Origin of the sequence: Pseudovibrio exalbescens, from assembly GCF_028737195.1 — a bacterium.
Taxonomy (GTDB): Bacteria; Pseudomonadota; Alphaproteobacteria; order Rhizobiales; family Stappiaceae; genus Pseudovibrio; species Pseudovibrio zosterae.
The window spans coordinates 20,841-46,668 of the sequence record NZ_JAQZAJ010000004.1; the positions used below are offsets into that span (position 1 = coordinate 20,841).

Below are 25,828 nucleotides of genomic sequence, written 5' to 3' on the forward strand. Positions count from 1 at the left end.
CATGTCCGCTGAGCTAGGTAAACGGCCGAGCGACATGACGCCTGACGAACTGGCTGGCGCTTGTGCCCAGTCCATGTGGGCGGATGATGAAGCGTCGCAGCAGTTGGGTATGTCACTGGAGCATGTGGCCGCCGGGCATGCGCGGATCTCCATGCAAGTGACCAACGCGATGTGCAATGGGCATGCTACTGCCCATGGTGGTTTCATTTTCGCGCTTGCGGACAGTGCCTTCGCCTTCGCCTGCAACAGCTACAACCCCCGCGTTGTTGCGCAACATTGCTCGATTACTTTTGTCGCCCCTGCATTTGAAGGCGACATGCTGGTCGCCACGGCCGAAGAAGTGACCCGTTTTGGCCGCAATGGCATCTACGACATCCGGGTTACCAAAGAGGACGGCAGTTTGATTGCGGAGTTTCGCGGTCATTCGAGGCAAGTGCGCGGCACACATTTACCAGAGGGACCAGAGGAATGACCATTCACGCATACATATGCGAAGGCACTCGCTCCGCGATTGGCAGGTATGGCGGCGCATTGGCGCCTGTTCGCCCTGATGACATGCTGGCCCATGTGATACGCGCTGTGATGGAGAAGGCTTCCGGCCTCCCGGGTGAAGCCGTCGAAGACGTCATTATGGGGTGTGCCAATCAGGCGGGCGAGGACAACAGAAATGTCGCCCGCATGGGGGCATTGCTTGCCGGGCTGCCGATCTCTGTTCCAGGTACAACGATTAATCGCCTTTGCGGATCTGGTATGGACGCAATTGGGCTGGCAGCGCGCTCCATCAAAGCGGGTGAAGCTGACGTCATGCTGGCCGGTGGGGTGGAGAGCATGTCTCGCGCGCCCTTTGTTATGCCGAAAGCCGAAACCGCCTATTCTCGCGCAAACGAAGTCTATGACACCACCATTGGGTGGCGGTTCGTGAACAAGCTCATGAAGAGCCAATATGGCATCGACTCCATGCCGGAGACTGCTGAGAACGTCGCCAAGGATTTTAACATCAGCCGTGCAGATCAGGACGCGTTCGCTTATAGAAGCCAGCAGCGCGCTTCGGCAGCTCAGGCGTCCGGACGCTTGAGGCAGGAAATCACAGCGATCGAAATTCCTCAACGCAAAGGAGCGCCCATCGTTGTTGATAGGGATGAGCACCCAAGAGAAACGACGATTGAGAAACTTGCTTCGCTACCAACGCCGTTTCGTGCGGGTGGCTCGGTTACAGCGGGCAATGCTTCTGGGGTAAACGATGGCGCGGCGGCGGTGATCGTGGCATCTGAGGCGGCGGTGGAGCGTTATGGCTTGAAGCCCTTGGCGCGGATTTCCGGGTTGGCAACTGCCGGTGTTGAACCTCGTATCATGGGTATAGGCCCAGCCCCGGCTACTGAAAAGCTGCTCACGCGCCTCGGGCTTTCCATTTCAGATGTAGACCTGATTGAGTTGAATGAAGCTTTTGCCGCTCAGGCTTTGGCGACGCTGAGGCGCCTTGGCTTGCCAGACGATGCGGAACACGTGAACCCACATGGTGGTGCCATTGCGTTGGGCCATCCGCTTGGCATGTCCGGTGCGCGTCTGGCTCTGACTGCAGCTACAGAGATGCAGCTGCGCGGTGCGCGCCGAGCGCTGTGCACCATGTGCATTGGCGTAGGGCAGGGCATTGCCTTGATGCTTGAGCGCGTCTGAACGGTTTCAAGAACAAAGAAAACAGTGCCTGGCATGGGAGGGCAAGGATGCCGCCGGGCCGTCATGAGGAGGAAACACGATGTTAGACCTGTCCCCAAGGCCAGGTGATCTGGAGCCGATAGAAACCGCATCCCGTGATGAAATTGCGTCCGTTCAACTGGAGCGTCTGAAATGGTCTCTGGCGCATGCCTATAACAACTCGCCATTTTATCGAAAGTCTTTTGACGATGCGGGTGTGCATCCGGAGGATTTGCGGCAGCTCTCTGATCTTGCAAAGTTCCCGTTCACGGTGAAGTCGGACCTTCGTGAGAACTACCCATTCGGGATGTTCTCCGTGCCAAAAGAAAAATTGGCGCGCGTGCACGCCTCTTCTGGCACGACGGGCAGGCCGACCGTGGTCGGATATACTCGAAAGGACATTGATACCTGGGCATCCGTTGTGGCGCGTTCAATTCGCGCTTCCGGTGGGCGTGCTGGGGACATGGTGCATGTGGCCTACGGGTATGGACTGTTCACGGGCGGGCTTGGAGCCCACTATGGAGCTGAGGCGCTGGGCTGCACCGTTGTACCGGTTTCCGGGGGGATGACAGAGCGTCAGGTAACCCTGATGCAGGACTTCCGTCCTGATATCATCATGGTAACACCGTCCTACATGCTTTCCATTCTGGATGAATTTCGGCATGCCGGTATAGACCCCCGTGAAAGCTCTATGAAGGTGGGCATCTTTGGGGCCGAGCCATGGACAAATGCCATGCGGAAGGAGATAGAGGATGCTTTCGACATGCACGCTGTCGACATCTACGGTCTCTCTGAAGTTATGGGGCCGGGGGTCGCGAACGAATGTGTCGAGACCAAAGACGGTCTTCATATTTGGGAGGACCATTTCTATCCCGAGGTGATTGACCCTGAGACGGGTCAAGTGCTGCCAGACGGAGAAAAAGGTGAGCTTGTGTTTACTTCCCTCACCAAAGAAGCATTTCCGATCATTCGCTATCGTACGCGTGACCTGACGCGCTTGCTGCCTGGTACAGCTCGCTCCATGCGCCGTATGGAGAAAGTGACCGGGCGTTCTGACGACATGATGATTGTGCGGGGGGTGAACGTGTTCCCAACGCAGATTGAAGAGCAGGTTCTAAAGTGCTCCGGGCTTTCTCCGCACTACCGCATTGAACTGGTACGTGATGGGCGAATGGACACGATGATCGTCTTCTGCGAAGCGCTGCCTGACTCTGCGGGAGCTGAGGCGCGCGAACAAAGCGCGCGGGAGCTTGGGCACCATGTGAAGAGCGTGATCGGCATCTCCGTGAAGGTGAGGGTGCTTGATCCAGGTGCAATGGAACGGTCGGTAGGAAAGGCCAAACGTGTTGACGATAAACGCCTGACCGGCTAGCAAGTCGCCAATCTCCAGAAAAAGGATGGAAGCCAGTGGCCCGTACCAAAGCGGTTGACTACGACCAGAAGCGTGAATTGATCCTGACTACCGCTGCGAGCATGTTTGCTGCAGAAGGTTATGACCGATCATCAATGTCTTCACTCGCTGCGGCTTGCGGGATGTCCAAGGCCTTGCTTTACCACTACTACAAGAACAAGGATGCCCTCCTTTACGATGTGATCAGAGGGCACCTTGAGGACTTGTGCGAGCGCGTTGAAGCGGCAGATGCGCCGACGGCTGGCGCAGAGGAGCGCCTCATGGGACTCTGCATTGCTTTGCTGCTCGGCTATCAGGATGCCGACAACGAGCACAAGGTGCAGCTCAATGCACTGAAGTTTCTTGGTCCGGAGGAACAGGAGAGTATCAAGGCGCTTGAGCGACGTCTTGTAGTGGTGTTTGCCGATGCCATTCGCGGCATTAATCCGCGGTTTGCCGATGCAGATGACGTGCTGTTGAAGCCTGTGACCATGTCCTTGTTTGGAATGTTGAACTGGCACTACATGTGGTTCCGGCCGAATGGCCCTGTAAGTCGTGAAGACTACGCGGTAATTGTTACGCAGATTATTGTTGCAGGTGCACGTTCCCTCTAGGCTGCTCCAAACGAATCCATGATTTGAGCCGTGGCCGTCCATTGTCTGCCCGGTCGGAGATGCCTCTGAGTATGCCTGAGCTGCCCGTTGAGCCTGTCCTTGAGGACCTGATTTCCCATCTACATCGCCGCGAACGCCTTCGGGTTTGGTCTATTATCATCACCATTTTTGGTGATGCTGTGCTGCCGCGTGGCGGCGAGGTTTGGCTGGGTTCGCTGCTTGAGATCTGCGAGAGGCTTCAAATCGAAGCGGGTTCTGTACGTGCTGCCATGTCGCGCCTTGCGCAGGATGGTTGGGTGTCCCGAGAGCGCTCCGGGCGCAAAAGCTTTTATCGATTGGCTGAGGCGGGGCGTGCTGAGTTCGAACGGGCCAGCAAACGCATCTACGCGCCGCTTGACCGGAAGTGGGAAGGTTCGTGGACGATCCTGATTGTTTCGGAGGCGGCCGGTGAGGGGCGGGATGCAAGGCGGAGCCAGCTGAAAGCTTGTGGCTTCGGAGCTGTGGCACCAACAGTGTTCATCCGCCCGGAAGTGTCTGAGGGCTTGCCAGTTCCCACTCTGGAACAGGGGGATTTCATCTTCACAAGCCGCCTTGAAGCGCCCTCCAACGCAGAAGCTTTGGGTGTTGTTGCCTGGAGTCTTGATGAGCTGGAGGAGGACTACAGCCGCTTTATGGATGTGTATGGTCCGCTCCATGAAACTCTGAAAGCCGGTGAACAGCTCACACCACTTTCCGCCATGGCAGCACGAACCTTGCTGATCCATGACTTCAGGCGTTTGGTGCTGCGAGATCCTATGCTCCCGGCAGATGTTATCGGAGACAAGTGGATAGGCGACGAGGCGCGTCGTCTGGTTGCCAATTGCTATTCGGCGCTCGCTTTTTCAAGTGATGAGTGGCTCTCTACTGTTGCCGAAGGCCCAGACGGCACTTTGGCAAATGCGAGTGACCGCACAGGCAATCGGTTTCGCGTCCTTGAAAGTTAATATGTTGCGAAAAATTAATTGACCGTCTGGTTTTTGTAATACATGATTATCCCTATGAGCTTGGTACAAGCGGGAGGGACGCCATGTATTCGCAAGGTCTGATTGGAGCCGATGGCTCGACTGTTGAGGACGAAGCGTTTCTGGAAGCTTTTCAGAAACGCATAGATGCCGAGCAGAAGATCGAACCTAATGATCCGATGCCAGAGGGTTATCGACGAACACTGATCCGTCAGATTTCTCAGCACGCTCATTCCGAGATCGTCGGCATGTTGCCTGAGGGGAACTGGATTACGCGAGCCCCAACTTTGCGGCGGAAAGCCGCGTTGTTGGCGAAAGTGCAGGATGAGGGTGGGCACGGCCTTTACCTTTACTCGGCAGCCGAAACTCTGGGTGTAAGCCGTGAAGAGCTGACTGATCAGCTGCTCACAGGAGCTGCCAAATACTCGTCGATTTTCAACTATCCAGCCCTAACGTGGGCGGATATCGGTGCAATCGGCTGGCTTGTCGATGGTGCGGCAATCATGAACCAGATCGCGTTGTGTCGGTGCTCCTATGGGCCATATTCGCGCGCCATGATCCGGATTTGTAAAGAAGAGAGCTTTCATCAGCGGCAGGGCTACGAGATCCTGCTTACGCTGTGCCGTGGCACAGATGAGCAAAAGCAGCTGGCGCAAGAGGCGATCAATCGAATTTGGTGGCCGGCCCTTATGATGTTCGGGCCGCATGATAGTGAATCCACCCATTCAGATCAGTCCATGCACTGGAAGATCAAGCGGTTCTCCAACGACAGTTTGCGCGACAAGTTCGTGAACGCGACGGTGCCGCAGGCCGACTATCTTGGGCTGAAGGTGCCAGATCCTAACCTCAAGTGGAATGAGGAAAAGCAAGGCTACGACTACAGCGATATCGATTGGGATGAGTTCTGGCGTGTCGTGAAAGGCGATGGGATTTGTAACCGGGACCGAATGAAGGCCCGCCGCAAAGCGCACCGGGAGGGCGCTTGGGTGCGCGAGGCAGCTCTCGCTTTTGCCGAGAAACGGGCTGCTGCAGCTGAGGCTGCCAAGACCGCAGCTGAATAATAACTGGGAGATGATTTCATGTCAGAAAAGCCAACGCCACTTTGGGAGGTTTTCATCCGTGCACGGAATGGCCTCAGCCATAAACATGCAGGGTCAATTCATGCAGCAGATGCGGAAATGGCTCTGCAGGCGGCCCGCGATGTCTATACGCGTAGGGGAGAAGGGCAAAGCCTTTGGGTGGTTCGCTCAGACCAGATCGTCGCATCTGATCCGGTAGACAAGGACATGATGTTCGAGCCAACGGCATCGAAGATCTATCGACACCCAACCTTCTACGAGATCCCCGAGGAAGTCGGGAATATGTGAGGTGCAGCATGGTAGATAAAAAGTCCTTGTTCAATTACCTGCTGCGTCTGGGAGATGACCAGCAAATCTTGTCGCAGCGTCTTGGCGAATGGTGCGGTCATGCGCCTACGCTGGAAGAGGATCTGGCGCTGGCAAACATTGCGCTAGACCTATTGGGCCAGGCGCGTTCACTCTACACCTACGCCGGTGAGGTCGAAGGGCTGGGACGCGATGAAGATCAGCTAGCATTCTTGCGTTATGAGAACGACTACGTGAATGCGTTGATCGTCGAGCGTCCCAATGGTGACTTCGCGCACACTATCACGCGCCAATTCTTTTATTCCGTGTTCATGGATCTGCTTTGGAACGGCCTTCTCAAGTCCAGCGATGAAACTATTCGAGCCATCGCAGCCAAAGCGGTCAAGGAAGTTGATTATCACGTTCGCCACTCGGCCGAATGGGTGATCCGTCTTGGGCAAGGTACGGCCGAAAGCCGGGAACGAATGGTGGATGCGCTGGATGAGTTCGCCATTTATACAGGCGAGTTATTTGAGATGGACGCCCTTGCCACGGAAATGGCGGAGGCGGGTGTTGGTGTTGATCTCGCAGCCTTGCGTCCGCAGTGGGAAGCCGAAGTGAACAACATCCTGACGGACGCTGGTCTTGAAATGCCAAAGGTCAATTGGATGCAGACAGGTGGGCGTTCCGGCGAACACACCGAACATCTGGGCCATATCTTGGCCGAGCTGCAATACATGCAGCGTACCTATCCTGGTATGACTTGGTGAGTGCCATGGGACGCGTTGTAGCAATGGACCGGGAGGCTATTCGTCGCAAAGCCTGGGAGGCTGCGGCGCGAGTTCCGGATCCAGAAGTTCCTGTTGTCACTGTTGCCGATCTGGGCATCTTGCGGGAGGTTCGTGTTGAAGCGGATGGAGCGCCGGTCGCTCTTGTTACGCCAACTTACTCCGGTTGCCCTGCAACGCGCATGATCGAACATGAAGTTCTCAAGGCTCTTCAGGAAGCAGGGTTTGCAGCAGCGCGGGTGGAGACCGTGCTTAGTCCACCGTGGACGACTGATTGGCTCACCGAAGAAGGGCGCGACAAGCTGAGGGCCTATGGGATTGCCCCTCCAGAAAAGCGCTCCAACTCCAAGAGAGCGTTGTTCGGTGAGACGGCGGTTCAATGCCCGCATTGCGGTGCCAACGAAACGGAGCGGGTGAGCGAGTTTGGGTCCACACCGTGCAAGGCGCTTTATCGCTGCACCAAGTGCCTGGAACCCTTTGACTATTTCAAGTGTTTGTGAGGGAGGAGGGACCATGTCCCGGTTTCATACGCTTAATGTTAAGGATGTGCGAAGAGAGACCCCAGAGGCCGTTTCCATCCTTTTCGATATTCCGGAGGCGCTGAAGGACGAATACACCTTCAAGCCCGGTCAATACCTGACCTTGCGCACGGTCGTTGATGGGGAAGACACGCGGCGCAGCTATTCCATTTGTTCTGGCCTTGACGACGATGAGATCCGCGTTGCGGTGAAGAAAGTGGAAGGCGGTACGTTCTCAACCTTCGCCAATGACCAGTTGAAGGCGGGCATGAGCCTTGAGGTGATGGCACCTGAGGGGCGGTTTACTGCCGAAGTGGATGGCGCAGAGGGCCGGAACTATGTGGCTTTTGCTGCTGGTTCAGGCATTACGCCGATTTTATCCATTATCAAGACTAGTTTGCAGCGCGAGCCTGAAAGCAGCTTCACGTTGTTTTATGGTAACAAAGAAAGTGCAAGTGTTCTGTTCCGCGAAGAACTGGAAGATCTGAAGGACCGTTATCTGGGGCGCTTCACCCTTACCCATGTTTTGAGCCGAGAAGGGCAGGACATTGACTTGCTCCATGGCCGCTTGGATGGGGAACGCATTCGGCAGTTCATCGAGCGAAATCTGGTGGATCTTGAAAATACGGATGCCTTTTATCTTTGCGGTCCAGGAGACATGATCGAAACCGGACGAAAGCTGCTAGAGGGGCATGGCGTCTCCCCAGACAAGATACGTTTCGAGCTTTTTACCCCCGCTGATGGCAGCACCACTGGCAAGCCGCGTTCCGCCAAGGCTCAAAGCGTCGCCGAAGGTGGCGTTGAAATTGCGGTCATCCTGGATGGCGCGCAGCGTTCTTTCGCAATGAACGAAACTGACCTGAGTGTGATTGACGCCGCTCACCGGCAAGGTCTGGAGTTGCCGTTCTCCTGTAAAGGCGGAATGTGCTGCACCTGTCGTGCCAAGGTGGTGAAAGGTGAAGTGGAGATGGCAAACAATTACTCGCTTGAGCCCTGGGAAGTGGAGGCGGGCTTTGTTTTGACCTGCCAAGCGCGTCCCTTAACCAAGGACGTTCTGATCGATTTCGATGAAATGTAGCATCACAGGCGTCAGTCAGCACTCATTGTTCTGGCTGACATAGTGCTTGCCGCTGGCGGTTGGCTCCAGCGTGCAAGGACCTTCTCCGCCGATACAGGTTGCTCCGGTGCATTGCCCCTTATTGAGCTTTGCGTCTTTGAAAGGCGCGGAGCAGGGGCTGGTTGCTCGATACCATCTATCTCTGCGAAGGCACGCCTCTCTTGATTGTGAGGATGGGCCTTGGCTTCGGTTAATGACAGGACAGGTGTGACGCATGCATCCGTTCCTGCAAAAACCCGCTCCCAGTGGTCCCTGCTGTGCGCCTTGATGCGCTGGGCGAAGTGTTGGCGCAGCTTTGGCCATTCTTTGGAATTCATCTGAGGGGGGAGTTCATTGATGTCGAGGCCAAGCCCTTCAATGAACAGGGCGTAAAAGTGAGGCTCCAGACAGCCTACGGCAATGTACTCGCCATCTGCGCATTCATAGGTGGTGTAAAACGGGGCGGTTCCATCCAGAATGTTTGTAGCTCGCCTATCTCGCCAAAGCCCAGAATGCATGAGCGAATGCTGAAGGGTGAGCATATGTAGGGTGCCGTCTGTAATCGCGGCGTCAACCACCTGGCCTTCGCCAGTTCTGGCCGCGTGGAATAGGGCGGCCAGAATGCCTGTGACCAGAAATAGGCTCCCGCCGCCAAAGTCTCCGAGGAGGTTGAGCGGAACAGTGGGGGCATCTTCAGAGCCAATGGCATGCAATGCGCCGGTCAGCGCAATGTAATTGATATCGTGACCCGCAGTTTTGGCAAGTGGGCCGCTCTGGCCCCAACCTGTCATGCGGCCATAGATAATCCTCGGGTTCAGCGCGAGGACAACTTCTGGGCCGAGGCCATTTTTCTCCATCACACCCGGCCTTAAGCCCTCAATGAGCACATCGGCTTTTGCGATCAGTTCCTTTGCAAGGTGCAGTGCTTCGGGTTCCTTCAAGTCCAGTTCCACGAAGTGACGAGATCGGTTCAAGAAGTCGGGTGATTGTGGGACAAGGTGTGTTGCCCCAGGCCTTTCAACTCGAATGACTTCTGCCCCCATATCCGCAAGTATCATGGCAGCATAGGGCGTTGGTCCCAGTCCCGCGATCTCCACGACACGAACTCCGGCCAGTGTGCCAGCGCCTTGTGCCGCAAGATTACTCATCCATGGACCTCGCGATAAGCTCCTTCATGATTTCGTTGGAGCCGCCATAGATCATTTGGACACGGGCATCGGCATACATTCGCGCGATCGGGTACTCCATCATGTATCCATAGCCACCATGCAGCTGAAGGCATTCGCTGATGATTTCATTTTGAATTTCTGAGCCCCAATATTTGGCCATGGACGCGCTGGCCGCATCCAGCTTGCCTTGCTCTAGAAGGGTAAGCCCGTTGTTTATGAAAGCGCGAAGCATCTCTGCCTTTGTTTTCATTTCAGCAAGCTTGAAGCGGGTGTTTTGCATATCCATGACACGTTTGCCGAACACCTTGCGGTCTTGCACATAGCGGATAGTCTCCGCCAAAGCGAAGTCAATGGCGCCAAGGGCCGTAATGCCGATCATGAGGCGCTCCCATGGAAGTTGCTTCATGAGCTGATAGAAGCCTTGGCCTTCTTCTGGGCCCAACAGGTGATCGGCAGGGACTTTCACATCTTCAAAAAACAGTTCGGCTGTATCGTTGCTTTTCATGCCCAGCTTCTTGAGATTGCGCCCTTTACGAAACCCTTCGGCCCCCTCCGTTTCCAGGCAGATCAATGAGACACCACGCGCCCCTTGAGACTTGTCTGTCTTTGCGACGATGATAATCAGGTCTGCAGACTGGCCATTGGTTATGAAGATCTTGGAGCCATTGATCAGATAACCGTTGCCGTCTTTTTCAGCTGTAGTGCGGACAGCTTGTAAGTCTGACCCGGCCCCGGGTTCGGTCATGGCAATGGCGCCCACCATCTCGCCGCTGACCAATTTCGGCAGCCAGCGTTTCTTCTGCTCTTCGGTTCCATAGGCGACAACATAGTGCATGACGATGGATTGAATGCCGAAACCCCAGCCAAAATCACTGCGCGCTGCCTGCTCATAGACGGTGATGGCGTCGAAGGCGATGCCGCCGCCAAAGCCTCCATAGGCTTCAGGAATGGCGCCACCCATTATGCCTGCTTCCCCAGCCTTGTTCCAGAAGCTGCGCTCTACGATGCCTTCTGCGTTCCATTTCTCAATATTTGGAACTAATTCGCTATCAAAGAACTTGCCGACGCTGTCTGCAAACAGCGCATGCTCCTCCTCACGCCATGCGGAGAGCGGTGTAATGAGTGCCATGGTGCGTTCCTCCCAGAACCAAGTTGGCTCAAGTTTGGCGGGGAACTTACATACTGCCAACTCAGACCTTTGGAGGGTAATGATAGTTGCTCAGGGCAGTTTGCTTCAAATGTGTCAGTATGACGACGGGCGGACTGCCTGAGCGCCATTCCATGTAATTACCTAAAATGCATATGCCGCATATAAGAAAAAAAGCCCGCCATCATGAGAAGGCGGGCAAGTCGTAAAGGTACCAAACACAGTGCAAACATCTGTGTGACTTTACAATACGATAAGTTACCTCAGGTAATGCCATATATACTTTAGCCTTTGTGGAAACATTTTAACAACTATTCTCATTTTTTAGAGTGTGCAGGGGGAGGGGAAGCCTCGGCATGAGTGATTTTGGATGTCTGAGCGCGCTTGTTACTAAGAGGAAGGCGCTTCGTCTTAAGAGTATTGAAATGGGCTTCAATTTCAAATTACCTATAGTTAATAATTAAAATATGTTAACCATGAAAGTTTATACTATTGTGTCTGTTGTTCGTTTTTGGTTTATGTTTCTATCATATAGAAAAATGAATAGTGATTTCACAAAAAGAAGAAGAATATGGTGGAACGAAATTCAGCCCAAGCAGGCCAAGAGACCTCGCAAACATCCCAGCTTTCAGGATCTACTTTAGGTGGTGGTCTAGATGCTGCTGCTCGTCTTCAGATTATACAGTTTCCGAGCGGCCAGACTGTGCAGCTTCAGGGAGATGATCAGAGCCCTAGAGATTGGGTCCTGCCGGAGAACGGTGTTTTTCGTGTGCCCCTAACAGCTTCGATTGCTGACGGCATTCGGCTTGGTGACGATCTCTTATTCCGTCAACCGGACGGGACTGTGCTTATTTTGAAAGACGGCGCCTTGGGGCAGCCACAGTTTTTTGTTGGTGAGACGCCCATCAACGTGGTGCTGTTGCCTCCCACCGAAGATGCCGATGGAAACGTGGAAACTGGCGCTATTGCTGTAGAGGAGCAGGCCACGGAAGCATCGTCCGGTGGTAATTTCAGCCTTGTAATTCCAGAGATTAGTCCGGGCTTTCCCATTTCCCCGCTCCTGCCGCCAACCGAGTTGGCCTTTCCTGAAATAGAAGACCGGGAGCTGGCGGACGGAGACGACTTGGATCCGCCAGACATTTTTCTCGGATTTGACGACGGCTCTGGGTTCCCGTCTGTGGTGGGGGCCTTCGAGGATCAGGATGGGCCAGGGGATAGCGGCGCCACCGTCAATCTCGGGCTTAATCTATCGGTGAGCCGTGGCGGTGCATCTGTCACAATCGTGTTTGCGGACATGCCGGCTGGTGCCACTGTGAACGGCGGAACGCTCGCACCGGGTGGGGTGTGGACTGGGTCGCTTACAGAGGCAAACGAACTTGAGGTTTATTTCCCGCCGGACTACTCCGGTACAATCGAGGCCGAAATTACAGTCACAGGTGACGGGGCAAGTGAAAGTGGCAATTTCGATATTGTCATTGACCCAACCCCTGATATCGAAATCGACACCCAGCCAATTGCGCTTTCCGAGACCGACGCCCCGGTTCCGTTCAAACCGGCGGACTACATCAGCGTCACCCAGAGCGATGCCGATGGCTCTGAGGTGATCGAAAGCATCACCGTCACGTTCTCAGACCTGCCTCAGGGGACAAGTGTGTCCGCAGGTTCACTTGATGGGAATGGTAATTTCACCTTCACCGGCACGCCCGCAGAGTTTGCCGCGCTTGAGATCACCTTGCCGACTGACTTTTCCACCCAGAACCCGGGCCTGGTGTTGCAAGGCACGGTAACGGCTACCTCCAATGAGGGGACCGGTCCAACCGAACCCATCACCTTGTCGCTCGCCTTTGAAGGTGATGTTGCGGTTGGCTATACGGATCAGGTTGATCAGTCCTCCGGCGCGCCCACCATTGTTCTGAGTGAGACCGACACGGGCACAGACCCGCTGCTTGTCTCGCTGGGGGATTACTTTACAGCGCAAGCCACGGATGCCGATGGTTCTGAAAGCCTGACCACTGTCAGCTTCGAGATCACCGATCTGCCCGATGGGGCGCAGTTCTCAACCGATGGCGGCACAACATTCTCTACCGCCAACATCTCCGGCGGCACGCTGACCTACACTGGGCCAGCCAGCGGCCTTGCAAATCTGGTGCTGTCGCTGCCAGCGGACTTCTCGACCGAGAACCCGCAGACTTCGATCAGCGGCACGTTTACTGCCAACACGGATGAGGGCGGGACGGCTTCTGCGCCGTTCGGCATTCTGGTCAACTTCGAGCCGGATATCGAGTTGTCCGCGCAAGATGTAACTGGCGCGGAAGATGGTGATGGGGCAGGGGTTACCGTCGATCTTGGCATTTCTTCCGCCATCACCGATGCGGACTTGTCGGAAGGAGATGCCAACACGCCTGACACGGTCACGATCACCTTTGACCGGCTGCCCGACGGCACCACAGCCAATGTGGGCACGCTGGACGTGGCAGGGCTGAGCTGGACCGGCAGTGTGACCGAGGCCAACCAGCTGGCGCTCACCTTCCCAGAAGACTTCTCAACCGAAAGCGGGTCGGGGGGCACGGATCCGATCATGGTGACCACCACGGTCGCCACGCCGGAAGGCAAGGAGACAGTGACCTCTACCATCACTGTCAAGGAAGCTTCTGACATTGATATTGACACCCAGCCGATTGCGCTTTCAGAAACCGACGCCCCGGTTCCGTTCAAGCCGGTTGATTACATCAGCGTCACCCAGAGCGATGCCGATGGCTCGGAGGTGATCGAGAGCATCACCGTCACGTTCTCAGACCTGCCTCCGGGGACAAGTGTGTCCGCAGGCTCGCTTGATGGGAATGGTAATTTCACCTTCACCGGCACGCCCGCAGAGTTTGCCGCGCTTGAGATCACCTTGCCGACGGACTTTTCCACCCAGAACCCGGGCCCGGTGTTGCAGGGCACGGTAACGGCCACCTCCAATGAGGGGACCGGCCCGACCGAACCCATCACCTTGTCGCTCGCCTTTGAAGGTGATGTTGCGGTTGGCTATACGGATCAGGTCGATCAGTCCTCCGGCGCGCCCACCATTGTTCTGAATGAGACCGACACGGGCACAGACCCGCTGCTTGTCTCGCTGGGGGATTACTTTACGGCTCAGGCAACGGATGCGGATGGCTCTGAAAGCTTGACCACCGTCAGCTTCGAGATCACCGATCTGCCCAATGGGGCGCAGTTTTCAACCGATGGCGGCACAACATTCTCTACCGCCAACATCTCCGGCGGTACGCTGACCTACACTGGGCCAGCCAGCGGCCTTGCCAATCTGGTGCTGTCGCTGCCAGCGGACTTCTCGACCGAGAACCCGCAGACCTCAATCAGCGGCACGTTTACTGCCAACACGGATGAAGGCGGGACGGCTTCTGCACCGTTCGGCATTCTGGTCAACTTCGAGCCAGATATCATCCTATCTGCACCAGACGTTTGCGAGCCGGAAGATGGCGACGGCGTTGGTGTGACCGTAGATTTGGGCATTTCTGCCGCCATCACCGATGCGGACTTGTCGGAAGGAGATGCCAATACGCCTGACACGGTCACGATCACCTTTGACCGGCTGCCCGATGGCACCACAGCCAATGTGGGCACGCTGGATGTGGCAGGGCTGAGCTGGACCGGCAGTGTGGCCGAGGCCAATCAGCTGGCGCTCAACTTCCCCGAAGATTTCTCAACCGAGAGCGGAGTCTTTACGCCCACTGGTAGCAATCTAATCGTCAATGGCAGTTTTGAAGACCCCGATCTGCCACAGGGCGATTGGGGATCGTATCCGAGTGGAAACAGCGTACCTGGTTGGGGCGGTACACGTATCGAAATTCAGGATCGCTATCAGGGGCGCGTGGCTTCAGAGGGTGAGCAGTATGCAGAGCTTGATGCTGAGCGCGCAGTGGACACGCTCTTTCAGGATGTGTCTGCGGAAACCGGTGAGACATACCTGCTTAGCGTCGATATTGCGGCGCGTCGTGGCGGAACTGAAACCATAGAGGTCTACTGGAACAATCAGAAGATCGCGACGTTGGAAGCGCAGGGACCGGAATGGGTCACGCATACTTTCAAGGTGACAGGTGAAGCTGGTCTCGATCGTCTTGAGTTCAGGGAGCTTGCCAGCGAGAATGATACTTATGGTGGCTTTATTGATAATGTTCAGCTGGTCAAAGGGGACTTTGCACCGGGAGAGCCTATCAAGGTAACCACAACGGTAACGACGCCCGAAGGTCAAGAAACAGTAAACTCGACAATCAAGATTCAGGCGTCCGAGGACATTGATCTGTCTACCAAGGACGTGAGCGGTGTTGAGGATGCTGATGGACCGGGTGATGTGGGTGTGACGATTGCGCTGGCGATCACCGCGGACATTTCTGATCAGGATGGATCTGAAGGAGACAATGATACCCCAAATACGGTTGTCTTGACCTTTGACCGACTTCCTGCTGGAACAACTGCCAATGCCGGTACACTTGATGTTGGCAATCTGACTTGGACTGGATCGGTAAACGAAGCCAATGCGTTAAGTTTGACATTCCCGCCGGATTTCTCGACCGAGAGTTCGCCGGATGGCACACCTGAAACGCCCATTGCTGTGACCAGCACTGTAACCACACCGGAGGGTAGCGAGAGTTCTGATTTCGCCATTACCATTGCCCCAACGCAGGACATCGATGTAACGGCCAATACAATCAGGGCTACGGAAACAGACGCGCCACTAGCGGTCAAGCCTGCAGATTTCATTCAGATCACCGTCAGCGATGCGGATGGATCAGAGGAAGTTCAGAGCCTGACATTGGTGCTGAATGATTTGCCCTCGGGCACGACGGCCTCCGCAGGCGTGATTGATAGCGCTGGTACATTGACCTTTACTGGCACACTTGCTGAGTTCAATGCCTTGGTTGTCACGCTGCCGACTGACTTTTCAACGCAAAACCCAGGTCCGGACTTGAAGGGTAGTCTGACCGCGACGAGCAATGAAGGCTTCACGGTCACACCTGTGACGCTTGCCGTTGATTTTGAAGGTGATGTTGCGGTTGGCTATACGGATCAGGTTGATCAGTCCTCAGGTGCGCCCACCATTGTTCTGAGTGAGACCGACACGGGCACAGACCCGCTGCTTGTCTCGCTGGGGGATTACTTTACAGCGCAAGCCACGGATGCCGATGGTTCTGAAAGCCTGACCACTGTCAGCTTCGAGATCACCGATCTGCCCGATGGGGCGCAGTTCTCAACCGATGGCGGCACAACATTCTCTACCGCCAACATCTCCGGCGGCACGCTGACCTACACTGGGCCAGCCAGCGGCCTTGCAAATCTGGTGCTGTCGCTGCCAGCGGACTTCTCGACCGAGAACCCGCAGACTTCGATCAGCGGCACGTTTACTGCCAACACGGATGAGGGCGGGACGGCTTCTGCGCCGTTCGGCATTCTGGTCAACTTCGAGCCGGATATCGAGTTGTCCGCGCAAGATGTAACTGGCGCGGAAGATGGTGATGGGGCAGGGGTTACCGTCGATCTTGGCATTTCTTCCGCCATCACCGATGCGGACTTGTCGGAAGGAGATGCCAACACGCCTGACACGGTCACGATCACCTTTGACCGGCTGCCCGACGGCACCACAGCCAATGTGGGCACGCTGGACGTGGCAGGGCTGAGCTGGACCGGCAGTGTGACCGAGGCCAACCAGCTGGCGCTCACCTTCCCAGAAGACTTCTCAACCGAAAGCGGGTCGGGGGGCACGGATCCGATCATGGTGACCACCACGGTCGCCACGCCGGAAGGCAAGGAGACAGTGACCTCTACCATCACTGTCAAGGAAGCTTCTGACATTGATATTGACACCCAGCCGATTGCGCTTTCAGAAACCGACGCCCCGGTTCCGTTCAAGCCGGTTGATTACATCAGCGTCACCCAGAGCGATGCCGATGGCTCGGAGGTGATCGAGAGCATCACCGTCACGTTCTCAGACCTGCCTCCGGGGACAAGTGTGTCCGCAGGCTCGCTTGATGGGAATGGTAATTTCACCTTCACCGGCACGCCCGCAGAGTTTGCCGCGCTTGAGATCACCTTGCCGACGGACTTTTCCACCCAGAACCCGGGCCCGGTGTTGCAGGGCACGGTAACGGCCACCTCCAATGAGGGGACCGGCCCGACCGAACCCATCACCTTGTCGCTCGCCTTTGAAGGTGATGTTGCGGTTGGCTATACGGATCAGGTCGATCAGTCCTCCGGCGCGCCCACCATTGTTCTGAATGAGACCGACACGGGCACAGACCCGCTGCTTGTCTCGCTGGGGGATTACTTTACGGCTCAGGCAACGGATGCGGATGGCTCTGAAAGCTTGACCACCGTCAGCTTCGAGATCACCGATCTGCCCAATGGGGCGCAGTTCTCAACCGATGGCGGCACAACATTCTCTACCGCCAACATCTCCGGCGGCACGCTGACCTATACAGGTCCTGCCAGCGGCCTTGCCAATCTGGTGCTGTCGCTGCCAGCGGACTTCTCGACCGAGAACCCGCAGACTTCAATCAGCGGCACGTTTACTGCCAACACCGATGAAGGCGGGACGGCTTCTGCGCCGTTCGGCATTCTGGTCAACTTCGAGCCGGATATCGAGTTGTCCGCGCAAGATGTAACTGGCACGGAAGATGGTGATGGGGCAGGGGTTACGGTCGATCTTGGCATTTCTTCTGCCATCACCGATGCGGACCTGTCGGAAGGAGATGCCAATACGCCCGACACGGTCACGATCACCTTTGACCGGCTGCCCGATGGCACCACGGCCAATGGGGGCACGCTGGATGTGGCAGGGCTGAGCTGGACCGGCAGTGTGGCTGAAGCCAACCAGCTGGCGCTCACCTTCCCTGAAGACTTCTCAACCGAAAGTTCTCCTGTTGGAACGGCAGAGACGGTCATCGCAGTCTCCACCACCGTGGAGACACCAGAAGGTCAAGTTACTGTCAACTCCACAATCGATATCGCAGCAACGGAAGATATTGACCTCACTGCGCAGGACAAGACTGTCGATGAGGACAGTGGACCGATCGCCTTGAAACTGGGTCTTGCCATTACTGATAGCGACTTTTCTGAGCAGTTGGCTGAACCGGTCTCTATCACATTCACTGGTTTGCCCAATGCAGCAAGCTTTAATGCTGGCAGCTACGATGGAAACACTGGTGTATGGACAGGAACGCTTGCGGAGTATACCGCACTCACCATCACGGATCTGCCGGAGCACTTTTCCGGTGTAATTGGCGGGGAGGTGACTGCCAACTCGAATGAAGGCAGTGATACGGCTACATTCAAGGTGAATGTGTTGCCGATTGCCGAGCCAACAATCACCATGAGCGTGACAGCTGTCGATACCGCTGGTGATGTGGTGATTGCAAAGGAAGATATGCCGTTCACCGTGAGCATCAGTGCGCAAACGCCTGATCAAGATGGATCTGAAAGCCTCAGTACCATCGTTATCTCGAACGTACCGGACGGATGGGTCGCCCTTTCAAATGGCAATACCGTTGCTTCCGGCGCTTTTGCCTCTGGTGGCAGCGATGTTCAGAGCGCCGCTTACAATAGTGCAACGGGAGATCTGACCATCACCTTGAAGCCGGGCCTTCAGACTTGGTCGGGTAGTCTGACCATGAAGCCTTCTGGCGATACGGATCTGGATGTAAGCACGTTGATGGGCGGTGATATGACGGCGACGGTGACGTCGATCGATACCGCAAGTGGCCTTCCCTCCGACACTGAAACAGCAAGTGATACGGTGGAGGTTGACGTCGATGCGGTGATTGATGATCCCGACATTCGCGTGAGCGATCAAAGAACCAATGAGGATCTCAACTCGGTCGGTCAGTCGCGCTTGCGCTTCAATCGTTTGCGCCTTGGGGATACAGATGGCTCTGAGAGCTATGGCACCATAGCCGTAACTATTGCGTTGGCTGAGACCGCAAGCGATAGCTTCAATCTTGGCAACGACGTTTCCCTGTTCTCTAGCGCTTCATCAAACCGAGGCGATATCGCCCTGATCAGCAGCAATGCGACCTCGGCAACCTATGAGATAACGCAGCCTGACGGGGTTTCTGACGCCCAGTTCCAAGGGTTCGTGCAGAACCTGCGTATTTCCTATCCGCAGAATTTCAGTGGTGTTTTTGACATCTCAGGTACTGTTGAGGTCAAGGAGACGAATACCCCGGTCACTCAAAGCGGCGATAACGAGTACGATACATCGGACAACACCTTGGTGGAGCCGTTCAGTACGCAAGTCACCGTGCAGCCAAAAGCGGAAGCTGAATTGACGGTGACACTTGTGCCGCCGTCAGATGGGTTTGTGACCACTCCGGAAAATGACCCGGATTCCAATGTTGTGGTGCAACCTGGAGACAAGACACCAATAGTGGAGATTAACGAGGACTCCAGTGTAGATCTGCAGATCGCTGCAAGTACGCCAGATACGGATGGTTCGGAAGAAATCTCCGTCATCACTGTGGTCTGCATTCCCAATGGTTGGTTTCCATATCAATCAAATGGCATTGTTGATCCGAGCATTTTGGGTCCTGAAGCCTCCAAGATCCAGCAGGCGTTTTATGATGAAACCACGGGCAATCTCATTTTGACATTTGTCGATGGGGTAACCTCATTCAACGGGACCCTAACGCTAACACCGCTCGCCCACGATGATCGAGACGCTGATGCAGCTGATGCTTTGCCTGGGCAGGACAGCAGCGGGTTCTTTGGTGATATCGGCGTTGAGATGACTGTCGTTGACTCCCGCAATACTGTCGGCAGCGTGCAGGATGTGCGGCAAGTATCTGTAACTGTCGATATTGATGTGGAGGCAGTGAACGATCCTTCGGTGTTGCCGGATCCGCCACCGGTGGCGGAGAACACAGTGGATGCTGCCGGTGGCTTTATGCCGATACCGCTCGCTCCAACAAATCCAGATATGGATGGATCGGAAACAATTGAAGCCGTTGTTATAAATGGTATTCCAAAGGGAATGGTGGTCTTTTACACCGACGCTGGCGGGAACCTTGTTCCGGCCAAGCTCACATCCGTTGATAATACAAACGGCACAACCTCTTGGACACTTGAGAGTGGCCAGTGGCAAACGGCAGTTCTTTCTGGTGTTCCCACCCATTTTTCAGGAGTTTTGACCGCTGATCCTGCAACAGGTCTTCCAGTTCGCAGTGCGGACGGGTCCACAACCATTGAAGCGCGTGTGACCACCCGCGAGTTTAATGACGGCGAGGCTGGGCAGAATGCGGACACGCCTCTGATCATCGAAGTGACACCGTCTGTTGATGGTGGTAACCCAAATCAGACCTTCAACATCATGGAAGATCAACGGTTCAACCCGAACCTTGATGGCAACTTGATTGACAAGAGCGACCAGTCTCCAGAAGAACTGACTGGCGACGTTGTCATCACGCTTGGGACCGGAATACCCAACTCGGTAGGCGAGGAGGCGCGGTTCTTCCTTGATGATCCATCTGGTGGGGCGTCAACGGAGATCTTTCTGAACGGCGACGGCGAGTTGATTATCCCGTCAGATCAGATTGGTAACTTCGTGGTTGTGCCGCCTAAGGACAGTAACGAGGACTTCACTCTTGGTATCTCCTATGAGGTGCGTGAGGCGACTGATCCGACTGGCCCAACAAAGACGGAAACGGGAACACTTACCTTCAACGTGAAGGGCGTTGCAGACACGCCGACGATTACCGTGCCAGCGGGCGGAGAGGCCGAAGCCTATGTCGGCGATGATAGTGGTGCCTTCCTGCTTGATACGGCAAAGGGCGGGGCAGCGGGTAATGCAACGCGCCTTGGCGGGATGATGACCGAAATCCTGCCGGACGGGATCAACTATGACGGCTCTGAGAATCTCTACTTCGTCATAACTGGCGATGCTCTTGCGGATGTACCAAGTGGCGGTGGCATCAGCACCGGCACACCGGCTGTCACATTCCAAAATGGCATTGATACCGGCTCTGGTGCAGTGATTGTTTCGGCTGCAGACATCGGCAACCTGGAGTTCGTGCCGTCTAACGTTAATGCAGACACAGACTACAAGTTCACTCTTACAGCAATCGTCGTTGAAAATGATGAGAGCATTCCGGGCGGCATCTCGCTTGGCGATGCGGCGCTGCTTCATGGTGTTGCCGTGGCCGAGGCCGACTTCTACGTCCACGTTGAAGACGTAACCTCTGGAGGTGGCGGTGATGGCTGTGACATCAACAACTTGCCACCGGTGCCGGATGTGACACTGGTGGATGCTGTGGATGGCATGTCTCCGCTCTCTGGTGTGGAAGATCAAGCACTTACCTTTACTCTGCAGCTGAATAATTATGGCGGAGACTGGGGCAGCTTGCCTGGAGAGACTTCCATCACGCTGGATGGAATTCCGAATGGCGCGACACTGACGGCCAGTGATCCGGCGGCAGTGGTGTATAATCCAGTGACCGGCACGTTCGTGATCAATACAGACGCCGTAACTGATGCTACCGTGTTCTCGCTGCAATTGCCGGAACATGTTTCCAGCGCAAATACGCCGTTTGACGGGGTTGATGAAATCTCTCACACCTCGTTGTCGCTCAACGTGAAATGCGGCTTCTCGAATAGTGTTGCACAGACGACCGACGTCTATGTTGAGCCAGTTGCCGATGCACCTAAAGTGACAGTGCACGGGACTAGCGGCAATGAGGACACCTTGATCTCCATAAGCGCTACTGTCGCATTGGTTGATCCGGGCGAAACGCTGGGCACCACAGCGCAAATCCAGATCAACACTACAGATGGTGTGATTGCAGATAGTGCTGGCAACCCACTTACGCCGAGCAGCAATGCCGGTGGCGTACTGACCTATGATGTGCCGCTTGCGGATTTGAATGGGCTGTTCTTCAAGCCCACGGCTGAACTGCACGGCGACTTCCCCATCAGTATCACGGCGACTTCCGTGGAGCCGAACGGGGATACCGCATCCACCACGCGCACTGGAACCATCCACGTTGAGGCGGTTGCAGATGCAGGGCAGATTGACTTTGATCCGAACCTGCCGACAGACACCGACAACGGCGACCTGCTGCCAGTGGTGGAGACGCTGGAAGACATGGATTCCATGTTGTCTTCCGTGGTGACTGCCATGACGCCGGATCAGGATGGGTCTGAGGTCTACAGCGTTACTCTGTTAGGCGTACCCGATTATCTCACTGTATCTGCAGGTATCGACAATGGCCTGGGGCCTGACGGGCTGCGCAGCTATACGTTGACGCCTGCAGAATTTGCTGGATTGAAAATCGGACTTGCCGACCAGCATGCCCGGACACCAGATGCGCTCGACCCAAGTTTGCCGGATCAAGTGCGTTTGACCTTGCATGTGAATACGCTGGAGCTGAGCAACGGTGATACAAACTCTGGTGAAGCAGACTTCCTGTTCAAGGTGGTTCCAGATGCGGACGTGCCGACAGTGGAAGTTTCTGATGCCTCAACAACCGAGGATACGGCGGTGGCTTTGAGCATCTCCGGTGCTGTCACCGATCCTCATGAGGTGATTGCCGAGTACGTCATTCGTGACGTTCCAAATGGCGCTCAGATCCTCGTTAATGGTGTTGCTGTGGCAACCGGGCCTTCAGAGGCGAGGATCCCCGCCGCTGATATTGGCAACGTGGAGTTCTTGCCCGGACCGGACAACTCCGGTCAGGTGACGTTGAAAGTTGTCTCAGTATCATCTGAGCCAACGGTTGCAGACCAGACTGCCGCGAACGCCACAGAGGAATCAGCGGTGGCTGATCTTGTGGTGACGATTACCCCTGAGGAAGACATTGACCTTGTGACACAAGACGTGAGCGGCACCGAAGACGCAGATGGTGCTGGTGTGACTATTGCGCTCGGCATTACTGCAGCCATAACGGATGCAGATGGTTCGGAGGGCGATGCGAACACACCAGACACAGTCTCCATTACGTTCGATCGATTGCCCACAGGCACAACGGCCAATGGTGGTGCGCTGGATGTTGCGGGGCTTGAATGGACCGGCTCGGTTGCGGAGGCCAATGCCCTCTCGCTCACCTTCCCGCAAGACTATTCCACGGGAACTGCGCCAGGTGTGAACTCGCCGATTCAGATGGTAACCACTGTGACAACCTCTGAGGGGTCTGAGAGTTCGAACTCAACCATCAGCGTGGAGCCCTCTGCGGATGTGAGCCTGAGCGTGGCCGTTTCGGATGCGGCGCAGGACGGCTCTCCAACCGTCGTCCCAATTGATGTAATGGCCGGGATTACCGACGCTGTCGGTCCTGATCAGGAAACGCTGGACCAAGTGGAGATTGTCTTCTCCGGTCTGCCAGCGGGGGCGAGCTTCAACTCCGGCTCGTTGAACGGGGATACCTTGACGGTCTCCCGGTCCAGCTTCGCGAATGAGGTGACATTCATCGCGGCCCTTACCGCCCTTGCGGTGACGTTGCCCTCTGACTTCTTCGGAGACATCACGGCGCAGGCGCAGGGTACCAGCAGCGAAGGGAAGGGGTCTATCTTCAACTTCGGCTTCAACGTGAATGCGCAGCCAGATGTGCCGTCTGTGGTGCTGGACGAGCCCGGACAAGAGATGTTCATCATTACGGAAGCGGACCTGCTTTCGACAGCCACGGATCCGGATGGCAACAACTTGTCGGTCTCAAACGTGCAGCTGACATCTTCGGATGGTTCAATCAAGGCAGGCACCACGCCGGGTACTTGGGAAGTTACCGTCAACGAAGGTTATACCGGTGCATTGCCACTGACCTTTGACGTGACGGATGACGCTGGTGTGCCTGCAATGACTGCGGCAACCGGTTCCATCAATGTAAGCAACCTCAATACAATCCAACTGACGGATAGTGGTGCGGATGCTGAGGTGACGACGGGTGTGACCGGAGATCTGCTTGACGATGCGGATGGCACTTCCAATGTCTACGACGTAGCCTCTGGTACTAATGACAACGATGTTGTGATTGTAGATGGCACGCGGGACTACCAAGGCATTGATGCCTTTGAGCTTTCAGGTGGGCAGGACCTGCTGGACCTGTCGCAGGCATCGCGTGGGTTTGAGGGCCAGCTAGGGTCGGGAGACGACTTTGCTGTCGGCTCGGACTTCTCCGATGTACTGCGTGGCGATGCTGGAAATGACCGGCTGGAGGGCGGCGCAGGCTCCGACTTGCTGGAAGGTGGATCTGGCGCAGATACCTTCGTGATTTCGACGGTTGATGCCATGGACACTATCGCTGACTATAACTCAGGCGAAGGCGATGTGGTCGATCTGACAGGTCTCTTCGATGTGTCGGGCAGTGTCAGCGATTATGTGAACTTTGACAGCTCAACTGGTCAGCTGAGCGTCGATGTTGATGGCAACACAAATGGAGCAAACTTCATCAATGTGGTCACCATTGACGCCTTTGGCGGAGGCACTCCGGGTAGCGTTACTGTGGCCGTCGACGACGGTAACTCGGATAGCAACGTGATCGTCTAGAAAAACTCCCAATTGGGGAGGAGAGGCAGGGGGCGTCGGGAGGGCGCCCCCTGTTTCTGTTAGAGGTTCAAGCCACCGATGGCGGTATATTTGGTGTCCAGATAGTCATCAATTCCCTGATGTCCGCCCTCTTTGCCAAGGCCGCTTTCTTTCAGACCGCCGAATGGCGCTTCAACCGTGGTGATGATCCCCTCGTTGATCCCGATCAGACCGTACTCAAGCTTTTCATTAAGACGGAAGGCGCGGCCAAGATCCTGAGTATAGGCGTAGGCTGCAAGTCCGAACTCTGTGTCATTAGCTTTAGCGATAGCCTGTTCTTCCGTGTTGAATTTGAAAATCGGTGCAATCGGGCCGAAGATTTCTTCCTTGGTGAGGTGCATGGTGTCGTTCGCCTCCGCAATGATGGTAGGCGCAAAGAACTGGCCTCCAAGAGCATGGCGCTTGCCACCCGTTACCACTCTGCCACCTTTTGCCTCGGCATCTTTCATCAGGTCTTCCATCTTGGAAATGGAAGCTGTGTCTATGAGCGGGCCTTGTTGTGTGCCGTCTTCAAGCCCGTTGCCAACCTTTAATGCCTCCGTTGCCACCTTCAGTTTGGCAAGGAAGGCGTCATAAATGCCTTCTTGAACATAGAAGCGGTTGGTGCAAACGCAGGTTTGGCCTGAATTGCGGAACTTGGACGCAATCGCCCCTTCAACAGCCCGATCTACATCCGCATCATCAAAGACAATGAATGGTGCGTTGCCTCCCAGCTCCATGGAAATCTTCTTCACCGTGTCAGCGGACTGACGAATAAGAGTCTTTCCCACCTCGGTAGAGCCGGTGAAGGTGACCTTTTTCACCAGTGGGTTGGACATGATCTCGCCACCAATCTCGCGAGCCGAGCCAGTAAGAATGTTGACTGCACCAGCGGGGAAGCCAGCATCTTCCGCCAAAACACCCCATGCAAGCGCAGAGTATGGGGTTACTGTGGCCGGCTTGACCACCACCGTGCAGCCCGCGGCCAGTGCTGGACCAAGCTTGCGCGCGAGCATGGAGCTTGGGAAGTTCCAGGGTGTGATGGCCCCCACCACACCTGTTGGGTGCTTTGTCACCAGCAGACGGCGATCTTTGACAGGAGAGGGAACAATCTCGCCATAGGTTCGGCGGATCTCTTCTGCGTACCAAAGGACATAGGCGGCGCCGATGGCGATCTCGCCCTTCGCTTCTGCGAGAGGTTTGCCTTGTTCTGTCGTCAATAGCTCTGCAAGGGATTGCTGATGATCCATCAGCGCATCATGCAGATGGCGCAGCATGACTGAACGTTCATTGGCTGTGGTTTCGCGGTAGCTCTCAAACGCGCGCTGGGCAGCTGCAATGGCGCGATACGTCTCTGCGGCACCACACTTTGGGATATGACCAATCACTTCGCCGGTTGCTGGATTTTCTACTGCGATTGTAGTGCCATCGTCGGCACTTACCCATTCGCCGCCAATGAGGTTGGCCTGTCGCATGAACCTTGAATAATCAGCCATTTCTTATCCC

General features: G+C 55.6%; 14 protein-coding genes. 11 read left to right on the top strand and 3 right to left on the bottom strand.

Features of this window, described 5'->3' with window-relative positions; genetic code table 11:
- Position 1 precedes the first annotated feature (1 nt).
- The 10 genes from paaI to paaE all read left to right on the top strand — a co-directional run bounded on the left by paaI (position 2) and on the right by paaE (position 8,445).
- Positions 2 to 472, top strand: coding sequence for a hydroxyphenylacetyl-CoA thioesterase PaaI (paaI, locus tag PUV47_RS12540; protein WP_274218912.1), 471 nt, complete (start codon positions 2 to 4; stop codon positions 470 to 472).
- A complete protein-coding gene (pcaF, locus tag PUV47_RS12545) occupies positions 469 to 1,674 on the top strand; it encodes a 3-oxoadipyl-CoA thiolase (protein WP_274218913.1) in 1,206 nt (401 codons plus the stop codon). Before paaI ends, pcaF begins: the two co-directional genes overlap by 4 nt.
- Positions 1,675 to 1,753: 79 nt before the next feature.
- Complete coding sequence (paaK, locus tag PUV47_RS12550) at positions 1,754 to 3,064, top strand: phenylacetate--CoA ligase PaaK (RefSeq protein WP_274218914.1); 1,311 nt, start codon at positions 1,754 to 1,756, stop codon at positions 3,062 to 3,064.
- A gap of 35 nt (positions 3,065 to 3,099) precedes the next feature.
- Positions 3,100 to 3,696, top strand: a complete 597-nt coding sequence (locus tag PUV47_RS12555) for a TetR/AcrR family transcriptional regulator (protein ID WP_274218915.1) — start codon at positions 3,100 to 3,102, stop codon at positions 3,694 to 3,696.
- A 71-nt stretch (positions 3,697 to 3,767) separates the two neighbouring features.
- Positions 3,768 to 4,679 carry a phenylacetic acid degradation operon negative regulatory protein PaaX gene (gene paaX, locus PUV47_RS12560; RefSeq protein ID WP_274218916.1) on the top strand — a complete coding sequence of 304 codons (912 nt, stop codon included), beginning with the start codon at positions 3,768 to 3,770 and terminating at the stop codon, positions 4,677 to 4,679.
- A gap of 83 nt (positions 4,680 to 4,762) precedes the next feature.
- Positions 4,763 to 5,758: a 1,2-phenylacetyl-CoA epoxidase subunit PaaA gene (paaA, locus tag PUV47_RS12565; RefSeq protein ID WP_274218917.1), complete on the top strand. Its 996-nt coding sequence runs from the start codon at positions 4,763 to 4,765 to the stop codon at positions 5,756 to 5,758.
- Positions 5,759 to 5,776: 18 nt separating this feature from the next.
- A complete protein-coding gene (gene paaB / locus PUV47_RS12570; RefSeq protein ID WP_274218918.1) occupies positions 5,777 to 6,064 on the top strand; it encodes a 1,2-phenylacetyl-CoA epoxidase subunit PaaB in 288 nt (95 codons plus the stop codon).
- A gap of 8 nt (positions 6,065 to 6,072) precedes the next feature.
- Positions 6,073 to 6,831: a 1,2-phenylacetyl-CoA epoxidase subunit PaaC gene (gene paaC / locus PUV47_RS12575; RefSeq protein WP_274218919.1), complete on the top strand. Its 759-nt coding sequence runs from the start codon at positions 6,073 to 6,075 to the stop codon at positions 6,829 to 6,831.
- 5 nt (positions 6,832 to 6,836) lie between these two features.
- Complete coding sequence (gene paaD, locus PUV47_RS12580; protein WP_274218920.1) at positions 6,837 to 7,349, top strand: 1,2-phenylacetyl-CoA epoxidase subunit PaaD; 513 nt, start codon at positions 6,837 to 6,839, stop codon at positions 7,347 to 7,349.
- Between the two features lie 13 nt (positions 7,350 to 7,362).
- Positions 7,363 to 8,445, top strand: coding sequence for a 1,2-phenylacetyl-CoA epoxidase subunit PaaE (gene paaE, locus PUV47_RS12585; protein WP_274218921.1), 1,083 nt, complete (start codon positions 7,363 to 7,365; stop codon positions 8,443 to 8,445).
- An 11-nt stretch (positions 8,446 to 8,456) separates the two neighbouring features.
- On the opposite strand, the gene PUV47_RS12590 is transcribed toward paaE, so the two are convergent.
- A complete protein-coding gene (locus PUV47_RS12590) occupies positions 8,457 to 9,611 on the bottom strand; it encodes a CaiB/BaiF CoA transferase family protein (RefSeq protein ID WP_274218922.1) in 1,155 nt (384 codons plus the stop codon).
- Positions 9,604 to 10,761, bottom strand: a complete 1,158-nt coding sequence (locus tag PUV47_RS12595) for an acyl-CoA dehydrogenase family protein (protein WP_274218923.1) — start codon at positions 10,759 to 10,761, stop codon at positions 9,604 to 9,606. Before PUV47_RS12595 ends, PUV47_RS12590 begins: the two co-directional genes overlap by 8 nt.
- Before the next feature lie 589 nt (positions 10,762 to 11,350).
- On the opposite strand from PUV47_RS12595, the gene PUV47_RS12600 reads away from it, so the two are divergent.
- On the top strand, positions 11,351 to 24,304 hold the full coding sequence (locus tag PUV47_RS12600) for a cadherin-like domain-containing protein (RefSeq protein ID WP_274218924.1): 12,954 nt from the start codon (positions 11,351 to 11,353) through the stop codon (positions 24,302 to 24,304).
- A gap of 59 nt (positions 24,305 to 24,363) precedes the next feature.
- Here PUV47_RS12600 and PUV47_RS12605 read toward each other — a convergent pair whose 3' ends face one another.
- On the bottom strand, positions 24,364 to 25,818 hold the full coding sequence (locus PUV47_RS12605) for an NAD-dependent succinate-semialdehyde dehydrogenase (protein ID WP_274218925.1): 1,455 nt from the start codon (positions 25,816 to 25,818) through the stop codon (positions 24,364 to 24,366).
- Positions 25,819 to 25,828 lie beyond the last annotated feature (10 nt).